At 56.7% G+C, this 22,374-nt stretch carries 17 protein-coding genes; 10 read left to right on the plus strand and 7 right to left on the minus strand.

Annotated features, from left to right (window positions below; all coding sequences use genetic code 11):
- The first annotated feature begins 4 nt into the window (after positions 1-4).
- A complete protein-coding gene (locus tag Poly51_RS18225; protein WP_146459240.1) occupies positions 5-676 on the plus strand; it encodes a hypothetical protein in 672 nt (223 codons plus the stop codon).
- Between the two features lie 130 nt (positions 677-806).
- On the opposite strand, the gene Poly51_RS18230 is transcribed toward Poly51_RS18225, so the two are convergent.
- The 6 genes from Poly51_RS18230 to alaS all read right to left on the minus strand — a co-directional run bounded on the left by Poly51_RS18230 (position 807) and on the right by alaS (position 8,666).
- On the minus strand, positions 807-1,238 hold the full coding sequence (locus tag Poly51_RS18230) for a TadE/TadG family type IV pilus assembly protein (RefSeq protein ID WP_146459241.1): 432 nt from the start codon (positions 1,236-1,238) through the stop codon (positions 807-809).
- A 10-nt stretch (positions 1,239-1,248) separates the two neighbouring features.
- Positions 1,249-2,403 carry a VWA domain-containing protein gene (locus Poly51_RS18235; protein WP_146459242.1) on the minus strand — a complete coding sequence of 385 codons (1,155 nt, stop codon included), beginning with the start codon at positions 2,401-2,403 and terminating at the stop codon, positions 1,249-1,251.
- A gap of 12 nt (positions 2,404-2,415) precedes the next feature.
- A complete protein-coding gene (locus tag Poly51_RS18240) occupies positions 2,416-2,802 on the minus strand; it encodes a TadE family protein (RefSeq protein ID WP_186775647.1) in 387 nt (128 codons plus the stop codon).
- 138 nt (positions 2,803-2,940) lie between these two features.
- Positions 2,941-4,029 (minus strand): DUF1559 family PulG-like putative transporter, encoded by a 1,089-nt coding sequence (locus Poly51_RS18245; RefSeq protein WP_146459244.1) that lies wholly within the window; start codon positions 4,027-4,029, stop codon positions 2,941-2,943.
- Complete coding sequence (locus Poly51_RS18250; RefSeq protein ID WP_146459245.1) at positions 3,971-4,705, minus strand: DUF2306 domain-containing protein; 735 nt, start codon at positions 4,703-4,705, stop codon at positions 3,971-3,973. Before Poly51_RS18250 ends, Poly51_RS18245 begins: the two co-directional genes overlap by 59 nt.
- A 1,129-nt stretch (positions 4,706-5,834) precedes the next feature.
- On the minus strand, positions 5,835-8,666 hold the full coding sequence (gene alaS, locus Poly51_RS18255) for an alanine--tRNA ligase (RefSeq protein WP_146459246.1): 2,832 nt from the start codon (positions 8,664-8,666) through the stop codon (positions 5,835-5,837).
- A gap of 197 nt (positions 8,667-8,863) precedes the next feature.
- Between alaS and Poly51_RS18260 the strand changes: the two genes are divergently transcribed.
- From Poly51_RS18260 to Poly51_RS18295, 8 genes are all read left to right on the plus strand, one after another.
- On the plus strand, positions 8,864-9,694 hold the full coding sequence (locus Poly51_RS18260) for a hypothetical protein (RefSeq protein WP_146459247.1): 831 nt from the start codon (positions 8,864-8,866) through the stop codon (positions 9,692-9,694).
- A 231-nt stretch (positions 9,695-9,925) separates the two neighbouring features.
- Entirely contained in the window at positions 9,926-11,596 is a 1,671-nt protein-coding gene (locus Poly51_RS18265) for a proteasome accessory factor PafA2 family protein (RefSeq protein ID WP_186775648.1), read from the plus strand.
- A 253-nt stretch (positions 11,597-11,849) separates the two neighbouring features.
- Positions 11,850-12,806 carry a DUF6655 family protein gene (locus tag Poly51_RS18270; RefSeq protein ID WP_186775649.1) on the plus strand — a complete coding sequence of 319 codons (957 nt, stop codon included), beginning with the start codon at positions 11,850-11,852 and terminating at the stop codon, positions 12,804-12,806.
- Between the two features lie 114 nt (positions 12,807-12,920).
- Entirely contained in the window at positions 12,921-13,784 is an 864-nt protein-coding gene (locus tag Poly51_RS18275) for a class I SAM-dependent methyltransferase (RefSeq protein ID WP_146459249.1), read from the plus strand.
- A 56-nt stretch (positions 13,785-13,840) separates the two neighbouring features.
- Positions 13,841-14,713 (plus strand): ATP-dependent sacrificial sulfur transferase LarE, encoded by an 873-nt coding sequence (gene larE, locus Poly51_RS18280; RefSeq protein ID WP_146459250.1) that lies wholly within the window; start codon positions 13,841-13,843, stop codon positions 14,711-14,713.
- The gene (locus Poly51_RS18285) at positions 14,710-16,272 is read left to right on the plus strand and encodes a serine/threonine-protein kinase (RefSeq protein ID WP_246114594.1); all 1,563 of its coding nucleotides are present in this window, start codon (positions 14,710-14,712) and stop codon (positions 16,270-16,272) included. The genes larE and Poly51_RS18285 overlap by 4 nt, the downstream gene beginning before the upstream one ends.
- A 90-nt stretch (positions 16,273-16,362) precedes the next feature.
- Positions 16,363-16,623, plus strand: a complete 261-nt coding sequence (locus Poly51_RS18290; protein WP_146459251.1) for a hypothetical protein — start codon at positions 16,363-16,365, stop codon at positions 16,621-16,623.
- A gap of 31 nt (positions 16,624-16,654) precedes the next feature.
- Positions 16,655-18,682, plus strand: a complete 2,028-nt coding sequence (locus Poly51_RS18295; RefSeq protein WP_222435892.1) for a hypothetical protein — start codon at positions 16,655-16,657, stop codon at positions 18,680-18,682.
- 108 nt (positions 18,683-18,790) lie between these two features.
- Here the strand turns inward: Poly51_RS18295 and Poly51_RS31610 are convergent, their stop codons facing one another.
- Positions 18,791-19,210, minus strand: coding sequence for an RNA recognition motif domain-containing protein (locus Poly51_RS31610; protein ID WP_146459253.1), 420 nt, complete (start codon positions 19,208-19,210; stop codon positions 18,791-18,793).
- 273 nt (positions 19,211-19,483) lie between these two features.
- Here Poly51_RS31610 and uvrA point away from each other — a divergent pair, with 273 nt between their 5' ends.
- Positions 19,484-22,360 carry an excinuclease ABC subunit UvrA gene (gene uvrA / locus Poly51_RS18305; protein WP_146459254.1) on the plus strand — a complete coding sequence of 959 codons (2,877 nt, stop codon included), beginning with the start codon at positions 19,484-19,486 and terminating at the stop codon, positions 22,358-22,360.
- The last annotated feature ends 14 nt before the right edge of the window (positions 22,361-22,374 follow it).

The raw sequence follows: 22,374 nt of genomic DNA on the forward strand, positions 1-22,374 counted from the left end.
CCCTATGAAACCCCGTTTGAAAATCGTGGTCGCCGTCGTGGTGGTCCTGCTAACGCTCGCCGCGATTATTGTTCCGCAATTGATTCCCAAGCCGTATGTGGCGACGGCGTCGCAACAACGTCAGTTCACATTGAATTGTGACTTTGCGAAGTTCCGACAAATCATGGTGCGAACCAACGCGACGAAAGCGATTGTCAATCGTGATGGTATGGAACTGATCAACGAGAGTATCGAGGAACTGAATCTCGATTCGTCGAAGGACGAACGACCGCTTCTGAACGCGATCCTTGGCAAGTCAAAATCGGAACTCGACGCGATTCGCACGATCACCGTCAGCGTGAACGACCCATACGCCAAAGTGGACCAATTGAAACTGCGCCAAGTTGCCGACATCGACACGGATCAAATGAACGTCAACACGGCAGCGATCGGTCGCCAAGGGAACATTCACGACTATGCGACCACGTTGACGGCAAGTCGCGATGGCAATGAAACCAAAGTCGAATTGACTCTCGACATGAAAATTGAGCTATCTTTGCCGTCGATGTTTCGCGGCCGCGCCGATACCCAAGTGGCTGATACAGCGACAAACGCATTGGCTGATCAAGAAGCCGCGATCACCGAGTTAGTGATCGAGAACGCGGACAAGGCGTTGATCCTTCCGAAGCTGAAATAGGGCGCTAGCAACATTTCATTTTCTGTCGAATTGGAATCAGCAGAAATTCCGGCGATTCAGGAAAACCGAAGACTGGCGAGCCCCGATAGGGTGCGAACCCAAACAAACTTTGCCGACTAGAACGCCGGCACTACTGAGTAAGCGTCGCGTCTTGCGACTGTTTGGTCAATTCACTTTCGCGCGCTAGCGTGCAAGTGGTCGTGATGGTTTTGCCTGCGAAGAATTTGCTGTAGGCGTACAGATTGCTGTCCATGGGCGTGGTGACGACAACTGTTATTTCAGAAGTCCTTGGTGTGATCGTTGTTGGAGTCACGGTGATTACCGCGTCTACGATTCCGAGCGTATCAATGTTTGCTTGAACGACTTGTTGAATACCCGATGCTGTTCGTCCCGGCAGTATACCCTCGCGAGCCCCTTCGTACGCAGCCAATGCCGCGGTGTTGCGGACATTCTGTGCGCGTGAAAAATCAATTGCCGCGAACAGCAACCCGAAGATGATCGGAATGACCAACGCCATCTCCACCGCGGTGGTCCCTCGACGTGAATGCTTCTTACGACTCACAGTTGATTGATCAATCCGTCAGGGTCACGGGAAGGTTGAATGCAAGGTCTTCGAACGCAGCAATCAGACTCGGCCCATCGCTGGCGTGATAGTGTTCTCCGCTGCCAAATTTGGCCACCTTGACCATGTCCGACTGATCCGCGGTATCCAGAAAAGTGATTGTGTGAACGATGATCCCTTCTTGATTGGCGGCTTTCGCCAGAGTGGCAGGGTTGATACCCGTGTTCCACTTTCCGTCGGTCATCACAACCATTGTTTTCGTTGCGTGCGATTGCGATGTCGGACCGACAAGCATGTCGATGCCCATCTGCATTCCGGAAGACAGATTGGTGCCGCCCAGCATGACGTCGTTGGTGCGATTTTGAATTGCTGTTAAAACCGCCGCGAAGTCCGATCCCAGTGGAACGTCGAGAGCGGTTGCGGGAAACGTTCGACCGGTCAAGTTACCTTCATAGGTCGAAAGAGTAATGTTGGATCCGAAGGTAACCAATCCGATTCGCTGAGCCGCATTGCGTTGTTCGACGATTTCAACGAACGCGTCGACCGCTTCTGCCAAATAACCCCATCGACTCGCCGACGGGTCGGGAGGAAAAATGATCGGGTCATCAGGTCCTGTTGGAATCGCTGGCGGATAGGAAAAATCGGTTCCGGTCAAATCGAAACACATCGAGTGCGAACGATCGACGACAAGACAAATTTCGTTTTCCGTTGCGCAAGCGGTCGAATGCATGTTCGTGCTAAAGTTTTCTTTGCCAGTGATTGCGCCAAAAAATAAGGAAACGGGTTGGGTCGCATGGACTCGAACACCACTGTACGGCATCGCACCTTGTGTGAACGCCCAGCTTCCATCGCTTTGGCGGGCCGAACGGCCGAAAAAAATATCGCTGTCTTGTAACGTCAGTGGGGCACCACCGACCAGATTCATCGATGCCAACTGTTTCGCGGCTGTTCTTGCGTCGTCAACGGAGCCTTCGCGGGAAAGAGCTTCGGCACCTGCTTTTGCAGCAGCATCGGCGCTTGTCCGTAGTTCCAATCGCGACAATTGCATGTAGGCAACGTCGATTGAAAACGCGGCCATGATCAAAAAGACTGAAAAAGTCACGACCACCAATACCGCAGCGGTTCCGTTTCGTTGTGGACTGTTCTTAAAGTTGAATGGAGTCATCGTCGGGGCTGACTATTGTTTGACCATGGAAACGGTTGAAGTGATTTGTCGATTCGGCATCACGAAATTCAGGCCGCCCGAATTTAGCTCAGACGGAATCGCCACACTGAGCGTCACCACCGTTCCGCGAGCGAGTGAATCGTCGATGGCTGGCGTAATCGTGACGGTCGCCCCAGTGATGTTTAGTCCCTGAAGAACTTCGTCCACACGAGCGCGAGCGACTGATTCTGATCCGCCGGCGGCCGTCGCAACGCGTGCTGCTTCATAGGCCGCCGCAGTCGCGGCTTGTTTTGTGTAAACGCCGTTGCTTAGCTCGATTGAACCGAAAACCAAGAACGTAAGCACTGGCAAGCAGACAGCAAACTCGACCGCAGCAACGCCGCGCCGAGTCGACGTCATTCTTCGACTAATCTTACGCAGTTCCATATCGGACCGATTACCAGTGTGAGACTCTGTTCAATGGAACCTTAGGTCAGAAAACGATCGATTGCGGAAAAGATTCGCATTTTCTTGCCCGACTATCGCGGTTTTCAGCCCCTATAAGTCCTCATCGATCGATTCACCACCAACCGCACTGCCAATCGCCCCCCACAATCCGTAGGGGCTGGCCAACGGAACCTCGCTTTTTTCCGTGGCGATCGTTGGTGATTGGGCATCACCGGCGTCGATGCTGTCCGTCACAAACTTGACGGCGCCGTCCATCATCAGGACGTGGCATCCACCCTGGTGCATGCTGCTGGCCGAATAGATGCCATCGACTTCTTGCGTCCCCATCACCGCGCAGCTGGGGCTGTTCGGCGGCAAGATCATGTTGGCCAAAGAAAAGCCCGCCGCACCATCAGCCCATCTCATCCCTCGGCCTTGCACGCCCAACTTCACATCGGCGCCGAAGTAGTTGGGACGATCGGGATCGGCCAATTCACGACACTGCGACGGAGATTCTAAGATCGAGGCCGGCTGCTTAACGGCGAACTGAGTTTTCGACATCCGGTCATGCAAGACGGCGATTTCGGCCATCGCGATCGTGTTAGAAAGACCGTCGTTGATGCTGCGAAAGGTCGTTGTCTTACGACAAGCGAAACCGCCGCGCTGGGCATCGGGGCGATGGATTTCACGCGCCGAATCACCGATCGAAAACGTAAAACTGGTCGCACCGAAGCCGGCCGGTTCGTTCGGCGAGCTGGGGCACATCAGATTTTCGATGTTGTATCGCCAAGGATCGTACTGCATGACCCAGGGCGCCGGCCCCATCGCAGGGTAATCGACATCGCCGAAGCGGTTGGGTTTCGAAATGCTCTCCCACGCCGCTTGTTGCTCGATGAACGGCAACAACGCAACCAAGCCACTCAAGCGACTCGCGTTTGCGTGGTTGGGCGTCGGTCCCAAATCGGTGCCGCCCATCGCCATCGGAAGCTGTTTGTGATTCGAGTGATAGTTGTGAAGCGCTAAGCCGAGTTGCTTCAGGTTGTTGGAACAAGACATCCGCCGCGCCGCTTCATGCGAGAAACGCGTTGCCGGCAACAGCAATCCGACCAAAACGCCGATGATCGCAATCACGACCAACAACTCAACCAGGGTGAAGGCGAGCGGGGACAACGCTTGTTTGCGAATTCGAAACCTGTTCATGGCGAGACCCTTTCGGTAACGGACGAAGAGAAGGAGACCGAATGTAGAGAACCAGTTCGTAAATCAACCAAGGCGCCAGCCAACTGACCCACGCATTGATACGGTAGAACGTTTCTGACTCGGCATCCAAAACGCTTGCCAAGCCCGACACCAATCGCAACAGAAGCGGAGACAGCAAGAGCAGAAAACAACGCGTCGCCCACTTGCGATGCGAAACCCAGCTTCTTTGCTTCGCGGTTTGCATCGCCCTCACCGCGGTCATGGCCGTTGCGATCGCAAGCGAAGCAAAACCGACGCCCGCGATCGGGCCGGCATGAGCTCGTATGGCCATCAAAAAACCAGTTGGCGCAACGACCGTCACCACGATCGCGATGTGAAGTTTCGCAACCCGACGATGCATCGACGCCAGGGGCCCGCGGCCGCCGGTAAACATCAAGAACGCGGCGAGCAGAAGTACGATCGGTCCGGCAACGATATGCGCATAGAACGCGATGCTGTACCAACCGAAAAACGTGTCACGCATGCCGCACAGAAAAGCGGAATCAAAATTCGGCGGAATGTAGTTGCGATATTCCCAAATGGTCAACGCCCAAACCCGCGTCAAAAGCAACGTTGCCGCGAAGAGGATTGCCCGATGTAACCAAGACCGACGCGCGGTCGTGTGGGTGGCACTCATGCCGCTACTCACTGAAAAGATGAGAAGAAGTAGCTGTCAGAGACATCTATGGTAAACCAGAGCGCCGATCAAAACCGTGGGAATACAAGATCCACGCCAAAAAATGTGACGTGATCAAATACGAAATGCGTCGATCACTTTCCGCACGTACCCGGGACCGGTCGAATAGGCGATTCGTGCGGTTGGCGAGATCGAATACGGCAGCACCTGATCCGGTCCATCAGAGGCAAGCTGTTTTCGGCTATTCTAGTGAACGTCGCCAGTCGATACGCATTCGCATCGTCACCAGAGCGGGGGGAGGGTGTGTCATGTTTCGAAGTCCGCGTGCGTGCCGAATCGGAAGCCCACGGAAGTTTTCATGAGTATCAAAGGAAAATCCGTACGCGTCGCTCTGGCACCGTTCCTTGCCTGCTTGGCTGGGGCGACGGGATGCCGCGACAATGCCGATGCGCCACCGAATACGCCCACCGCAAATAGCGACTTTGATCAATCGCATCGCAGCGAAACGCGGATTGAGTTGACCCAATCTGCACAGGAAAAAGTACGCGTCCTGATCGCCGAGCAACATTTTGCGGAGGCGGAGAATCGCATCCCGTCTAAGCTTCTGGGCGATCCTGAATCCGCCGTCTGGCTTACTTTGTCGGGTGAACTTGCGTTGGTTCGCGGCGACACGAAACAGGCGATCGAGTGCATTGAATTTTTAGACGACTCGGCGTGGAATCTTTGGGATACCCAACGATTGGTCTCAGAAATCGTTCGTATCGATTCGCAGCCCGTCGAACGTTGGGGGATGGAACGAGTCTGGCGCGCTATGGAAACGGTTCTTGCCAAAGAAGCGGGTAGCCACCCCCTGCGTTTTGCCCTCATCGACCTGATCGCTTCGCACGGTTTTCGGCACCGTGCTTGTCAGCACATCGATTACTTGATTGCCACGGGAAACGCGCGTCGTCGAGACTTGGAAATTGCTTGCAATCGGCGCGGTTACTTGAAGGTGGACTTCACGTCGACCGAACTTAGCAGCAGCCATCCGATGGCGATCGCTCGGTTGGCGTTGGCCCGGCTTGACTATCGCCACGGACTATCGGCGCTAGAAGAACTGCAACGCGACAACCGCAGTCCGATTGACCGGCTAGTTCGCGCTCAGCTTCGCTCGCATCGTGGACTTTGCTTCCGCCAACGCCTCGGGCAGTTTGCTGGGGTCGCTGCCGCCGGCTTGGGCCATGTCGGGACGCCCGCCGCCGCCGCCGCCGACCATTTTGGCGGCTTGGCCGACCCATTCGCCGGCCTTCAAGCCGCGGTCAACCAAATCGTGACTCAACCCACCGACCAACAAAACTTTATCGCCTTGAACGGCAGCCAGCAGGATTGCTGTTGGAACGCCCGCTTTCTTGCGAATCTGGTCGATCCATCCTCGCATCACGTTCGGATTTGCTCCTGGCGTGTCGGATACGATCAACAACGTGTCGCCGATCTTTTCGGCCCCTGCGATCAGGTCGTCCGCAGACAATTCGCCTCCCGCGGTCACTTGCTTCAGTTCTTCGACCAACTTAGATCGATCGGCCAACAGGGCTTCGACACGATCGGTTACATCCGAAATGGCCACGTTCAATCGGCGCGTGATCGCGCGAACGGCCGAACGGACCGCGTTATAGTCCGACGTGTCCGTTTTCGGGCCGCCGGCTTGGTACTTGAACGTCGGTGAGTGTTCGGCGGGTTTGCCGGCCGACAGTTCTTTCTTTAGCGAGCGGACTTCTTCCATCAATGCTTCGGTGGCGGCCATCGCGTCGGATTCTTTGCAACCGACGGCGGATGCAACTTGCGACAGCAATTGCCGAGTCTGTTCACGGTGTTCCTTCGCTCGTTCACCCGTCAACGCTTCGATTCGTCGTGTTCCCGTCGAAACGCTTTCCTCGACGACGACTTCGAACGCTTCGACTTCGGCGGTATTGGTCAGGTGCGTGCCGCCGCACAATTCGCGACTGAATTGGCCCATCGCAACCATCCGGCACGGATCGGGATATTTCTCACCAAACAGCATCATGGCGCCGGCTTCACGCGCGTCGGCAAGCGAAACGGTGTCCCATCGAATCGGTTCCCCGGCGGCGACCAACTTCAAAACGTCCTGCTCGATCAAAACCAAGGTCTCGTCGGGGATCGCTTTGGGGTTGGTAAAGTCGAAACGCAAACGGTCCGCTTCGACCTTGCTGCCCTGTTGTTCGGCGTGTCGGCCGACGTGATTGTGCAGAGCGTGGTGCAAAATGTGCGTTGCCGAGTGGGCGCGGGCCAGCGCCGTTCGGCGATCGGTGTCAACGACGGCTTGGCACTCCACGCCTTCGTGGATGGATCCGCGAACCAAATTCCCGTGATGGACGATCAAGGCAGCGTGTTTTTGGGTGTCGGTGACTTCGAAGGTGAAGTCCTTGCCTTCGATGGTGCCGACGTCGCCCACCTGGCCGCCCGATTCACCGTAGAAAGGCGAATGATCCAGCACGACGCGAAGCGGTGTTGAATCGGGGCGATCGACGTGGCTTAACAGTTGCCCCTCATCACCCTTGCCGCCCACGCCGGTGATGATGCCTTTGACGATCGCTTTTGCGGAAGTTTGTTCGTAGCCGATGAACGGCGTTTCACGCAGCGCTTCCTTCAAGGTTTCCAGGGGACCGGTTTGGAACAGCACGACTTGGCCGGCGCCGCTGGCTTCGGCATGATCGTCCATCGCTTCGCGGTAACCGGGCCAATCGAACGTAAAGTTCTGTTCGGCGGCAAGCGTTTGCACCAATTCGGGCGGCACGCCATAGGTCGTTTGCAAGTCCGCGGCAACGGCGCCGGGGACCATCACTTGCGAATCGGATCGCATCTGGGTGAACAGTTTTTCGATGCGAGACATGCCGCCGTCGATGGTCGCAAAGAATGTCCGCTCTTCAGCCTCGATCGCCTCGGCGACGCGCGCCGTCGTCTGGCCAAGTTCGGGATACGGATTCTTGTGAGTCTCGGCGACGGCTTCGACCAATTTGTACAAGAATGGCTCGCGCAAGTTCATTTGATAGCCGTCTAGAACGGCGCGGCGAATCAGCCGGCGGATCACGTAGCGAGCATCTTTGGCGCCGGGATAGACATTTTCATGAATCGAAAACACGCTGGCCCGCGCGTGGTCGGTGATGCGCCGCAATCGGCGACTGTTGTCGTTGTTGTATTCGTATTTGACGCCGCACACTTCTGCAGCGGCCTGGACGATCGGAAACAGGCTGTCGATGTGGTAGTTCGTGGGAACGCCCTGCAAAACGCTGGCCGTTCGTTCCAGCCCCATTCCGGTGTCAATGTTCTGACTGGGCAAGGGATGCAGGTTGTTAGGCGGAGCTCCGATGCGGTTGAACTGCGTGAAGACCAAGTTCCAAATCTCGACATCGCTGCCGTCGTCGAGTTGGTAGTAAATTTCGCTGCACGGACCGCAAACGCCGTCGGGGCCTTCGCTGGGCGCCGACGCTGGCCAGAAGTTCTCGTCTTCGTCCATTCGCGAAATTCGCGTCTCCGGCAAACCGATCTTGTTGTGCCAAATGCCGTGCGCATCGTCGTCGTCTTTGTAGACGGTGACTTTCAGTCGTTCGCCGGGGATTCCCAACCACTTTTTGTCTGTCAAAAACTCCCAAGCCCAGTGGATCGCTTCCTCTTTGAAGTAGTCGCCGAACGAAAAGTTGCCCAGCATCTCAAAAAACGTATGGTGGAACGCCGTTCGACCGACATTGTCGATGTCACCCGTTCGCAGACACTTTTGGCACGTCGTCGCCTTCGTGAAGTCCAGCTTGACCTTGCCCAGGAAGTGATCCTTGAACTGGTTCATCCCGGCCGGCGTGAACAAGACCGACGGATCCCAGGCGGGGACCAGCACGTCACTGGGACAGACCGTGCAGCCCTTGGATTGGAAGAAGTCGAGATACTTTTCGCGAAGTTCGTCAGTTTTCATCGTCGGTGACAGATTCAATTCGTCGTTAGATTGGCGTGTGAAGACCCGATCATATCGAACGAGACCGGATTCTTGGAATGCGTCTGATATTTGTTGCTAATAATGCGTGTCAGAATTGGACACTGAGCTGGTAGAATTGGTACCGGCGTTCGACTGCCGTCGATGTTGATCCTTTGACCCGCGCCCGAGATGCCCCCATGAAGAACGTGAACTGCATCGCCGTTGCTGCATGGCTGCTATGCGTTGCCATCGCAGCGGATTTCATCGTTGTGAACCCGGTCAACGCCCAGGTTTCGAGTGCCGCGGGTCCGAGTGCAGTGAAGGCGGATGAAACTCCGACTCCGCTGCCGATCGAAACCTACGTTGCCGAAATTGCCAATGGTGCTCGCGTAACGACGATGATCAAGTCGGGCACGTGGATGCGCGTGGTCGAGCACCGAAACGGAATCGAAACGCAAACCAAAAATGACGCTGGTGAGGTCAATCGTCTGTTTTTCAAGACTCTCGACGAGGCCGCGGCGGTGAACCCTGAAAGCATCGCTGCGTTCCAATGGGTGCAAAGCGAAGGACTAAACCGATTCGGACCGTCGGGCTTCGGTTCCTTGACGCGAAATTCGGGATCTGGGTCGAGTCGTTTCGGACCGAGTAACTTTGGCGATTGGGGCCCAGATTCGCGTGGATTCGGGTCGAGTGGATTCGGACCGCGCCGTTTCGGGCCACAAGGTTTCGGTGCAAGCAATTTCGGCGGAAACGGATTCGGGCCGCAAGCCTTTGGGCCGGGGCAAGTTCCAGATATTCGTTCGCCCGATGTGATGGATATTCCGAATCCGATCCGTGGCGGTCGTGACATGACGCTGGAACCCATCGACGCGCAATCGATTCTCGGGGGAATGCAAGATTCGATGATGAAGGGAATCGGTGAAATGGATGCAAAGCGAAAGAAGTCGGAAGACGATATGGACGCGAGAAGCGAAGCAATGAAGCGGCAGATGGACTCGCTGAAGAATCGAGTACGCCGATCATTCTAGCTGCACAATCTCGCGAACTTGAGGAGCGAATCTGGACCCGGAAGGCTACAATGAACTTTCGAACCGTTGGAACGTCACCCTGCATTCCCGGAAAATCTCTTGTCGTCTGAGTCCCCTTCACCCGATCACTCGGCCGATCACCAGCAAGCGCCGTCGCCCCAGGCAAATGGAGCCCGGGCGAATGGTGCCGATCCCGCGGTTGCGCGATCAAGGTTCGCGCGAACAACGCCGTTGGTCACACGGCTTGTGGGGCTGGAAACCGAATACGCGACGCTGGTCGCGGACCGGCAAAACATAGACGTCGAAGATCTGCCGCCGTCCCAATTGGTGTACTCGCAAATCTGTGAAGCGATTCGCCGCGACCAACCCACCGTGACTGGGTTGTTCGATAGCGAACAGATGTTTCTTGCCAGCGGCGGCGCCGTCACGTTCGAGTCGCACCCGTCGATGCACGCGTTGCCCGGCGGATTGGTCGAGATTGCGACTCCGGAAGTCCAGAGTCCCGCCGACCTATTGGCCTGTCAACGATCGATCGACCAACTGGCAAGCGATGCCACCGCGGACTCGGAAACAAGCTTCGATCTTCGCATCTTAAAGAACAGCAGCGATGCGCTGGGGCACGTGTACGGTTGCCACGAAAATTATGAGGCACAGGTCGCGACCGGGCTTGGGCTGTTGGTCTATCGCTTGTTCGTTCTTCTGCTTTGGGTCATGCAAGCGATCAGTTTGGTGGTTGCCATGCCGTTGATGGCGATCACGTTGGCGACGGTCAACGTGTCGAGAATCAGAAAACGCCACGAGCTTCCGACGACTGAGATTGAACCGCAAGACATCTTCGAGCTCGTTCCGACTTGGATGTCGAGCTTGTTGATTGCATCCCTTCGCTTGGTGCACTTGCCGACGGTTTTGATGCTTCGCTTCGTCGCCCGCCATGTCGCGTTTCGGGTCCAGCGACGGTACTTAGCGGCTCTGTTGGTTTCGCGAGTTTCACTTTGCGGAACCGGCAACTTGGATCCCGAAAATCGATTTCAATTGAGTGCCAAAGCGATGGCGATCGATTCCGTTGCCGACATGGGCGGTTTCCGTGGCGAACGCCCCATTTTTGTCTACGGCCACTGGCTGGGGCAGTTCTGTGCGAAATCGTTTCTGTCGCTGGGTTCAACACGGCAAATGTTGCGTCAGCGCCAACGGCTGCAGATCGGGCTGTCGGATTCGAATATGTCGGACTTGGCCGAGTACGTCAAAGTCGGATCCGTCTCGTTGGTTTTGGACATGTTGGAATCGGGTCACACCGAAGGCTTGCCGATTCTTAAGAAGCCGATCGATTCGCTGCACCGGATCGCCAACGATTGGAATCTGGTTTCACGCGTTCCGACCCATCGCGGCGATATGTCGGCGCTTGAAATTCAAAAAGAGTTTTTGCTGGCGGCAGAGTCTTTCGTCGAATCGACTCCCGCCAACATGCGCGGCGAGGCACCGTTGGTGGTTTACCGTTGGCGCGAGTTGTTGGATTCGGTGTTGGCCTTTCGTCGCGAGTTTTCGGACGTCGACATGGCGCTCGGTCGGGTCGATTGGATGACCAAGCGATGGTTGATCGCTCAACTGGGTGATGAAATCGAATGGACGGCACGCAAAAAGATCGACCTCCGCTACCACGAACTGTCCGAAGACGGCTACTACATCCAATTCTTGAAGTCACGGCCTGATCTGCGTTTGGTGGACGACGAAAGTATCGCCCGCCGGCGACGATCACCGCCGGCAAGTTCGCCGGCGGCAAGACGCGGGTGGCTGATCCGCGAATTCGCCAACAGCGACGAACTGCTGCAAAGCGAATGGACCTACGCGATGATCGGCCGAGGTCGACGACGACGAAGGATCGAGTTCGTCGATACGCCACGGTAATCGCCATGTCGATCACTTAGCAGCCTGTTGAAAAAGGAGTCTGAACCTTTGGAGACGTTGCTGAAACATTGTGAATTCGAAACGTCGGAGAGGGTCAGACTCCTTTTTCAACAGGCAGCTAGCCCCCGTGAAACCCGGCTGTTTCACGGGCGTTGATGGCGAACTGATCTTGCTGGTGGGTGGCGGATCGAACTATCTCCTAGGTTGCTACCAGTTATCAACAGGAAGTTGTCCCACCTAAATCAGTTCCTGGATGCATCGCCCACCACGTCCTTTCCCACCTGTCGCGATCCAGCTTTGGAAAATCGCCGCGTTTTCGATAGCGTTGGTGGGTCTGGTGCTATGCGCGACCGGGTGTGGAACGACACGCGAGTACAACGCCACTCAGCAGTTGGTGATGAGCGACGCGGTCGACCGCAGCATCGCGTCGATCGATTTTCGCCCGCTCAGCGGACAACGTGTGTATCTGGACACCAGCTATATGCGACAAATCAAAGGTGAGAGTTTCGTAAACGCCGACTACGTCACCAGTTCGCTAAGACAACAGATCGTCGGTGCAGGTTGTTTTATCCAAGACGCTAGCACCGACGCGGACATTATCATCGAAGCACGAATCGGAACGCTCGGTTCCGACGACCACCGCGTCACCTTCGGAATTCCGGAAAACAATGCCTTGGCCACTGCGGCGTCGTTGGTGCCCGGCGCGCCCCAAGTTTCTTCGGTCCCCGAAATTGCATTCGCCCGTCGTGAAGCTCGCGAGGCTGCTGCGAAAGTTGCCGCGTTCGCGTACGACCGCGAAACACGAGCACCGATATGGCAATCCGGCGTGAAGCCGGCAATGGCAACCGCGCGAGACACGTGGGTCATGGGTGTCGGCCCCTTCCAAGCCGGATCGATTCGCCGGCGAACAAAATTGGCCGGCAGCGGGCTGAAGTTCGGTGCCACACCGACCACCGGATCCCCTGCCCGCTTCTTTGATCGGCCGCCTGTCGACTACACTGCCGTGACGCGATTCCAAGAAGGTTGGCCGGTGCTAGACCAAGGCGGACCCGGCGCCGACTTGATGGGCCATGGTGAATGGATCGATGTCGCGCTCGAAGAACCGGTGCAAATTGCCGATCGAGCACCCGACGTCGCACCGTCGCCGTCAGAAGCGCCTCCGGATGGTCAATCCTATTCAGCGTCGGCTGACGGTTCGACCATTCGATAGCGGCTGGTCGATAGCCGCTGGTCGATGGCGCCAGGTCCATGTCGACTGGCACGGATCGGTTGGAATCGCGATCCCGAGTTTCGTCCGTGATTTCGTTGAGCTTGTATTTTTGTGATGGACGACCAGTATCGATTGTTGGACTTTGGCGACGGTCGAAAGCTGGAATCGGTTGGCGGCTATCTGATCGATCGCCCCTGTCCCGCCGCCGCCTGGTCAAAGCCCGCCGACAAGTCGAAGTGGCAAAACGTGGACGCGAGATACGACGCAGACACGAAACGCTGGACCTATCACTCGCCGTGGCCCAAAGATCATTCGATTCAGTGCGAGGGATTCAAAATGCCATCCGGGGCGACGCCTTTCGGACACATCGGATTTTTCCCCGAGCAGGCCGATAACTGGCGTTGGCTCGCGGAATCGGAATTCACCGATTCGGTACCGACGGCGACTCCCAACACGGACCGCCCGAAAGGATTGAACTTGTTCGGTTACACCGGCGCCAGCACACTGGCCATGATTCGAGGTGGGTTTCAAGTCGCCCACGTTGACGCCGCCAAGCCGAACGTCCATGCGGTTCGCATCGCGGCAAAGGCGAACGGTTGGGACGATCCACCCATTCGATACTTGGTCGATGACGCTGCGAAATTTGCCGCGCGTGAAGTCCGCCGTGACAAGCGTTATCATACGATCGTGTTGGATCCACCCGCCTACGGGCATGGACCCAGCGGCCGCTCGTGGCGTTTGGAACGCGATCTTTGGCCGTTGCTCGAAGACTGTTTGAGACTGATCGATGCCAACCGGTTTCGGTTGCTGATCAGCGGTCACTCACCAGAAGTCGACCAGGGCGACGTCACAGACTTTTTAAGCCAATCAAAACATCTCGATCCGTCCAGTTTGCGAATCACGTCAGGTCGATCACAATTAACCGATCAAGCCGGTCGAGCCCTCGACACGGGGTTCTTCGTGAGAGTCGAACGGTAATTCGACAAATTTGATGACGTTTCGATTTGTCGAAGTACAGGGAAACCATTGCACCGATGCCTAGTGAACCGAAAGACGCAGCGGTAGCCGACAAAGCGACGCGATTGATCGATCGGCTGTCACAGTTTGCGCACGTCGCGGTTGCGTTTTCCGGCGGTGTCGATAGCAGTGTTGTCGCGGCCGCTGCACTTCGGGCACGCGCGAACGCTGCCATTGCGGTGACGGCGCGCTCACCGAGTCTTGCCAAGTCGCAAGCCGAGATTGCCGTCCGCGTCGCCGGCGAGATGGGTATCGCACATCGATTCGTCGAAACGGACGAGATCAACAACGGCGACTACCGACGTAACGATGGGCGGCGTTGTTTCTTTTGCAAACAAACGCTGTACCGAACGATGGCTGCGATCGCGGCACACCACCCGTCGTCAGTCATCGTATCGGGAACGAATGCCGACGATTTGGACGACTATCGTCCGGGCTTGAAGGCTGCGGAGGAAGCATCCGTCGTAGCGCCGCTTGCCGAACTGGGACTGAACAAACGAGACGTCCGACAACTGGCGGTTTACTTTGGGTTGTCGAATCACGATCTTGCCGCCGCGCCGTGTTTGGCCAGCCGAGTTGCCTACGGTGTCGAAGTCACTACCGAGCGGCTATCGCGAATCGAAAGGGCCGAGGCTTGGCTGGCCGACCGAAAGTTTGTCCATTTTCGCGTACGTTTGCACGAAGGCGAATTGGCGCGGATCGAAGTCACCAAAGATCGGATCGCCGATTTGGTGGCACTCGACATGGACGGAGCACTGACGGACGCTTTTGTATCTTTCGGTTTCAAGTACGTGACGATCGACACTCGCGGATTTCGATCGGGTAGCCTCAACGAGGTTTTGACGCCGCAATCGATCTCTCTTTATTCCATCGGTGAGACAGCTTCGTGAACGACGATACGATTTCGAGCGAAAATTCCAACGGCGCAGGTGCGTCCAACTCGGCGGTCAGCCTGGTCGGTACCCGCATCGGTGACTACCAAGTGCTGCGAAAACTCGGTCGCGGCGGGATGGCGGATGTCTACGCGGCGCGGCATCTTTCACTCGGCCGCGATGTGGCACTGAAGGTCCTACGCAGCGAATTCGCGCGAGATAAAGAGTACGTCGAACGTTTCCGACGCGAAGCACGGGCGGCCGCGAAGCTGAACCATCCCAACATTGTTCAAGTGTTTGATGTCGGCAGTGCCAACAATGCCCAATTCATCGCACAAGAGCTCATCGATGGCGAAAACCTGCGCGAAGGTCTCGACCGGCGAGGCGTCTTGTCACCTGAAGAAGCAGTTCGCGTCTTGATAGACGTCGCGTCCGCGTTGGAGGTTGCTTCGGAAGCCGGCATCACCCACCGCGACATCAAGCCCGAAAACATCATGCGTTCGTCACGCGGTTCGATCAAAGTCGCTGACTTTGGACTGGCGCGCGTGGGCGGCGGGAATGCAGACGTTAGCGGCGCGAACTTGACGCGGGCCGGCTTGACGATGGGAACGCCTCGCTACATGAGCCCTGAACAGGTCCAAGGTGTGACGGCCGATGCACGCAGCGATCTCTATTCGCTGGGTGTATCGATGTACCACTTGCTAGCCGGGCGACCGCCGTTCGAAGCCGATGATCCGTTGGCGCTAGCGGTGATGCACTTGCACGAAACGCCCATGCCGCTTGATCGCGCTCGGAACCGTCGCGACGCCGATGGTGACCCGGACCTTCCCGAATGGTTGATCGCCGTCATTGCCCGCATGATGAACAAGGCGCCTCAGGATCGTTTCCAATCGCCGGGCGAATTGCTCGACGCGGTGCGCAACGAAGCGTCGACTTCAACGCTTGACGGTTTTGGGATCGGCACCGCCGCCGCGACGACCCGCTTGCAACGCGCCGCCGATGACGCGCGGCGGCAACGACGTCGAAAAGGAACTCGTATTTTGGTCGCGACAATGTTGCCATTGGCTTGTGGTGCCGCCGCAGTGTTGTTCGCCTATCAGCAAACCGAAAAAGATTTGTCCGAACTGCTTCGTCCAGGGCAAGTCAGCAAGGCAGACTCGATCCAAGAACAATATTTCGTCGCCGTCAATCGCAACGACGAAGCGGGCTGGCGCGCGGTCAGCCAACACTATCTGCCGAGTGAAAATTCGACGAACGCCCACTTTCACGCCAAGGCGATGCTGCAGCTCTCGCGATTTTTCGTCGACCAAAATCAATTCAAAAAGGCGGATGTGGTGTTGAAGTCTGTCCTCAGCGATCCGGCCGTCGACCGCGTCGTCCAGGTGGTGGCGTTGGTCGAACGATGCAAATTGCTACGAGCCAGCAACGAGACGGCCGAACTGCAAGTCGCGAAAGATCAACTTCAAGGCTTGTACGCGGAAATAAAGAACAGCAACCCGGCGTCGCTACGGACGCTGCAACGCGTGGTCCCCGAATCGGATCGGTCACAGTGGGACATCGGCGTCTCGGGGGGGTAAGATAAAGACGATATCTTTGCGTTTTGCGTTGCCGCGAACTATGGTTTGATCGGATCCAGCGTTCAAATTTCCCGCGAGAAACCGTTTCAGATGTTGTACTTCATCCCTTGGGTCATGCTACTGTTGGCCGTCATTTTGGCCGTTCCGGTTACGTCTTTTCTCGAAAAACGCAAGTATGCGCCGGCGAAACCGCGACCGGACGAGATCACGGATGAATCGGGATACGAAGACGAACACGAGGTCGCCGAGGCTTCGGATGAGGTCGTGATGGATGAAGAACAAGTCGAAGAAGTCGCGTTTGAAACGCCCGGTGGTGATGATTTTTCGGCTTTTGACGAAGACTTCAAATAGTTTCTTTTGAATCGGTGGACGAATGGATGTCGTGACTGTGAAGCGTTTGGCCACCCTTTTCCTCTCGTTCGGTTTGGCGATTGCTCTCGCCGGCCAGACACTTGCCGGCATCGGCCCCGAAAACGTTGTCGTCGTTGTCAACGCGAAATCGTTGATCTCGCGGACGGTTGCCAACCACTATGTGCATCTTCGCGATATTCCGATCGCGAATGTCATTTTGTTGGACGACGTACCGACGGGTTTGGCGATGACCCTGGAGGACTTCAAGGCAAAAATTTTGAAGCCCGTGTTAGCCGAAGTCGACGCCCGAAAGATCGCCAACCATGTTCGTGTGATCGCCTACTCGGCGGACTTCCCCACGGCTGTCGACGTGCGATCCGACATCGACAAGTTGCCCGCCGATGGGTTGAAGAAAATTCAGTTGCCGACGGCGTCAATTACGGGAGTCACGTCGCTTTATCAATTCGTTTTGAGCGACAACCCGAGCTACATCGACCTGGGCAGCAATCTGTACGCGCGCGGGAATATGGATCGGCACTTCCTGAATCCGTTCATGGACACCGAGCGGCGTGACAAGTTCAATCAAGCGAAGCAAGACTTGGTGGATGAGAAATTCGCCGAGGCGGGGAAGCAGTTTTCCGAAATCTTTGAACAGTCTCCGACGCAGGCGCCGATTGCGATCATGGCGGCTGAGGCTTACGCATCGGCCGAAGACAGTGAAAACGCGGAAGCGATGTTGGTCAAAGCCTTAAAAGCAGGCTGGCAATCAGCGACTTACCTGACGCGGAGCGAAACTCTTGGCCCGATCATCGCGGACGAGAAATACAAAGCTGTTCTCGCCCAACTCTCGGATCACCCCTTGGTCGCACAGGGACCCGTTGGCTTTTCGGGCGATGTCGCGTGGATGGGAAACGGGACAGCGTCTCGCGAGTCGTCCGATGGCGTTCGGTACCTGCTGTCGTGCATGCTGGGTGTCGTCCACGCTCGCGGCAATACGTTGGAAGAGGCCGTCGAGGTACTCCAGCGTGCCTCAACTGCTGACCGAACTTATCCCGATGCAAACTTTTGGTTCTCGTTGACGGCTGACGTTCGGACAACGACGCGGAAACCGGGGATGACGGATGCGTTACTTTGGCTGGGTCATGGTAAGCACAAGGCATCGATCTTTCGCAAAACGATGCCGTCTGAAACGGATGACTGTGTCGGATTGATGCTCGGCACACCGACAATGGTATTGCTGGGAAAACCGTTTACTTTTGTGCCTGGTGCGATCTCAGAGAACTTAACCAGTTACAGTGCTGCGTTTGGTACCAGTTCACAGACAAAAATGACCGAGCTGCTGCAAGCCGGCGCGGCGATGACCAGCGGTCCGGTCGCGGAACCGTTTGCGCTCCAAGCAAAGTTTCCGGTGCCGATGATGTACGGCTACTACGCATCGGGCGTTTCTGCGATCGAAGCGTTCTATTTGTCGATTCAGTCGCCGTACCAATCGCTGATTGTTGGGGATCCCATCACGCAACCGTTTGCTCGACCACCACGTGGACGATTTAACTTTGCGGTGGTTGATAAATTGACGGGCGAAAAACTTCTGCGTTTGTCGTATGCCCCGGACAACGTTGTCGAATCGGATCGACGGACGACGCTCGGATTGGTCGAACTGTACATCGATGGCAAACTTGTTCGTGTTTTGCCGCCGATGAAGTCGATCGAAATGGGAGTCGCCGGTGCGCCGCCTGGATTCATGGAACTGCGCACGGCAGTCGTTGGTAATGACGCAACCCAGCCGCGGTTAAGCCAGTCGCATTGGATGAAACTGGTGTCGTCAGAACTGGTGCCGGTCGGATCCGTTTCATCGGACGGAAACTCGGTCACTTGCAAGGCGATTGGCGCCGAGCGTATTGAGTGGCGGTTGTTTGGTCGCGAGTTGGAATCGACGGACGGTGAAACGAGTGCGTACACACCCGACAGATCGGTTTTGGGTTCTGGTCCGCTGCTTCTGCAACCTTGGGCGATCAAGGGTGAACAGCGAATTCCGGGTCAACCGGTCGTGCTTCCGTAGCAGTTCGCGAACGCGCGAGATCCGATCGTCCCACGAAAAAAGGGTGCTCGACGTTACATCGAGCACCCTTCGTTCATTTAGCATTCAGTGTTAACTGATTTGTGTGGACTAGTAGCGATCGCCACCACGTCCGCCACCACCGCCGCCGTAGCCGCCGCGGTCACCACCGCGTCCGCCACCGCCACCGCCGCCACCACCGTAGCCACCACGGCCACCGCCGCCGCCGCCACCACCGTAGCCGCCGCGTCCACCACCACCGCCACCGCCGCCGCCACGATCTTCGCGTGGGCGAGCTTCGTTAACGGTCAGCGAACGACCATCGTGTTCCTTTTCGTGCAGACCATTGATGGCTGCCTGGGCTTCCTCATCGGTGCCCATTTCAACAAACCCGAAACCTTTACTTCGGCCTGTGTCGCGATCAGTGATGACCTGCGCACTATCAACCGTCCCGAACTGAGCAAACAACTCTTCGAGGTCGGAACTCGAGACATTAAAGCTCAAGTTTCCGCAATACAATTTCCTTCCCAACGCTAACTCCTAGGCAAGGATTCACGACCCGTCGTTTACTTTCCGGGCCAAAAAGAAAGAGGCCAGCTTGGAGACCTACCAAGTGGGACGAACGAAAACTGAACGGGTGTCACTCCCAAAGCCTACAAAGCTCCTGGGCGACGGTTTCACGATCGACGAACCTACCGTCCGAAATTTTACTCATTTTCCCGCCGACGAACAGCCCAAAGACGACTCGTGGTCGCCACTCGGACGAAACTTCACGATTCCCCGCCTTCGTGCCGGCCCGAATCCATGGCAAAATCTCCTTTCGCCGCACCGAATCCTCGTCCCCTTGGGAAAACTCACTTGTCTGCTGACGTCATTTCGGTCCGCGGATGCCGCGTTCACAACCTGAAAAACATCGACATTGATGTTCCTCGCGGTAAGTTGGTTGCCGTTTGCGGTCTTTCCGGCAGCGGCAAGACTTCGTTGGCGCTCGACACGCTGTATGCCGAAGGTCAGCGTTGCTACATCGAAAGTTTTTCCGCGTACACGCGGCAGTTTCTCGAGCGACTCGACAAACCCGACTGCGACGCCATCGTTGGAATTCCACCGGCGATCGCAGTCACACGCGCCGGTGGGGCGAAAACCAATCGCAGCACCGTCGGCACATCCACGGAAGTCGCCGATCACCTGAGGCTGCTGTTCGCGAAAATCGCCGACTTGTTCTGTTTTCAATGCGGCAACCCCGTACAGAGCGATGACCCGGCCGGTGTCGCCCAACAACTGTTAAGCTTGCCCACCGAAGCTCGCGCCATGATCGGATTTCCGATTTGGCTGGCCGATCGCAAATCGTCAAGCGAGGTGCTGCTGGGTCTTCAACAAGAAGGCTATCTGCGTCTGATCATCGGGGAAGAAACCTTCCACCTGTCGGACGAAGACCGAAGCCGGATGGCGAAATCGATCCGTCGTGGCGGAGTCGAAGCGGTCGTCGTGGTCGACCGCGTGACCGGTTCCGACGATATCGGGCGACTGACGGAGTCGATGGAAACTGCGATGTCCGAAGGCAACGGACGTGCGGTCGTGTTGACGGAAGGATCCGAAACGGAATCGGCGAAGGTCGCCGTCATCGATGGTCGGACGTGGACTCGACGCGTCGTCAGCCGCGAGAACCGATGCGATCGATGCGACATTGACTACCCCGATCCAGTACCGCGATTGTTCAACTTCAACAATCCGCTGGGTGCGTGTCCCGTCTGTGAAGGTTTCGGTGACGTCGTTGATGTCGACATGGACTTGGTCGTTCCCGACAAAACGCTATCGCTTGCCGAAGGCGCTATCGCGCCCTGGAACACTCCGTCGTACGAACACGAAAAACACGAACTGCTCGCACTTGCCGACGACTATTCGATCCCCGTCGACAAGCCCTTTCAAAAACTGACAAAGAAGCACTTGAAGTTGATCGTTGGCGGCGTTCCCGAACGAAATTTTGGCGGACTCGACGGTTTTTTTGCTTGGCTGGATCGGAAAAAATACAAGATGCATGTGCGCATCTTTGCATCCCGTTTTCGATCCTATCGTCCCTGTGACGCGTGTGGCGGAAAACGGCTCAAACCCGCAGCGTTGGCGTATCGCATCGACGGCAAGAACGTCGCCGATTTGTTGGCGATGCAGGCGGGCGAACTGGCGACATTCTTTTCATCTTTGGCGCTGCAAAAACGTGAAGCCGCGATCGCGAAAGAAGCCATCAACCAGATTGTCGATCGGCTGGGCTACTTGCGTGACGTCGGGTTGCATTACTTGCAACTCGATCGCACGCTGCGAACGCTTTCGGGTGGTGAGACCCAGCGAGTGGCGTTGACGTCAGCCTTGGGCAGCAGCCTTGTCAACATGCTTTATGTGTTGGACGAGCCCACCGCTGGTCTGCATCCCGCAGATGTCGATCGGTTGTCGCATGCGATCGTGGGTCTGCGTGACCGAGGAAATTCGGTGATCGTGGTCGAACATGACCAGACGATGATCCAGCTTGCCGATCAGGTCATCGAGATCGGTCCCGAGGCGGGCGTGGGTGGCGGGAACGTCATGTTCCAGGGAACGCCTGCGGAAATGTTGGCCGATGCAGATTCGTTGACGGGACAATTTTTGACCGGTCGCCGTGGCGGGACGCTGCGAAACCATACGCCGCGCCAGCCACACAGCAGAATCTCGATCACTGGCGCGACGGGGCGCAACTTACAAAGCATCGACGTCGACTTTCCGCTGAACGTTTTGACGCTGGTGACGGGCATTTCCGGCAGCGGGAAAAGCTCGCTGGTTCAAGACACGTTGTATGCCGCCATTCGCGCTGAAAAAATGGGGGAAGCTGCCAAGCCGCTGCCGTATAGGTCGTTGCGTGGGCTAAGCCAGATCGACGACTGCGTGATGGTGGACCAGTCGCCGATCAGCCGCAGTGCTCGCAGCGCACCGGTGACCTATGTCAAGGCGTTCGATCCGATTCGTAAAGCGTTTGCTGAGACCGTCGAAGCTCGCGTGCGAAACTTCACACCCGGACACTTCAGCTTCAATAGCGAGAAGGGCCAGTGCGCGAATTGCGAAGGTGCGGGTGTTTTAGAAATCGACATGCAGTTTCTGGCCGATGTTTCGATGCGTTGTCCGGTATGCCGCGGGTCTCGGTATCGCGACGAGATCTTGAAGGTCCGCTATCGCGATCGGTCCATCGATGATGTGTTGCAGATGTCGGTTCGCGAAGCGTTTGCATTTTTTCGAGGCGACGAAAAAGTGCGCGACCGATTGCAGCGGATGATGGATGTCGGTTTGGACTACATCAAACTGGGCCAGCCTGCGACGACGCTTTCGAGCGGCGAAGGCCAACGGTTGAAATTGGCGGCGTTCTTGGCATCGGCGAAACGTCGCCGCACTCTGTTCGTGATGGACGAGCCGACAACGGGATTGCATTTCGCAGACATCGTCCGCTTGGTGGACTGTTTTGATGCGTTGATCGAAGACGGTCACAGCCTGCTGGTTGTCGAGCACAACGCGCTGCTGATGCAAGCAGCCGACCATATCATCGATCTAGGCCCCGGCGCGTCGAGCGAAGGTGGCCGAGTCGTCGCCGAGGGAACACCATCAGAAGTCGCGAAAGTGAAAGACAGTGCAACGGGACGACTGCTGGCTGACCTCAACACCTGAGACCCAACGTGTAC

It is taken from the genome of Rubripirellula tenax (assembly GCF_007860125.1).
Taxonomy (GTDB): Bacteria; Planctomycetota; Planctomycetia; order Pirellulales; family Pirellulaceae; genus Rubripirellula; species Rubripirellula tenax.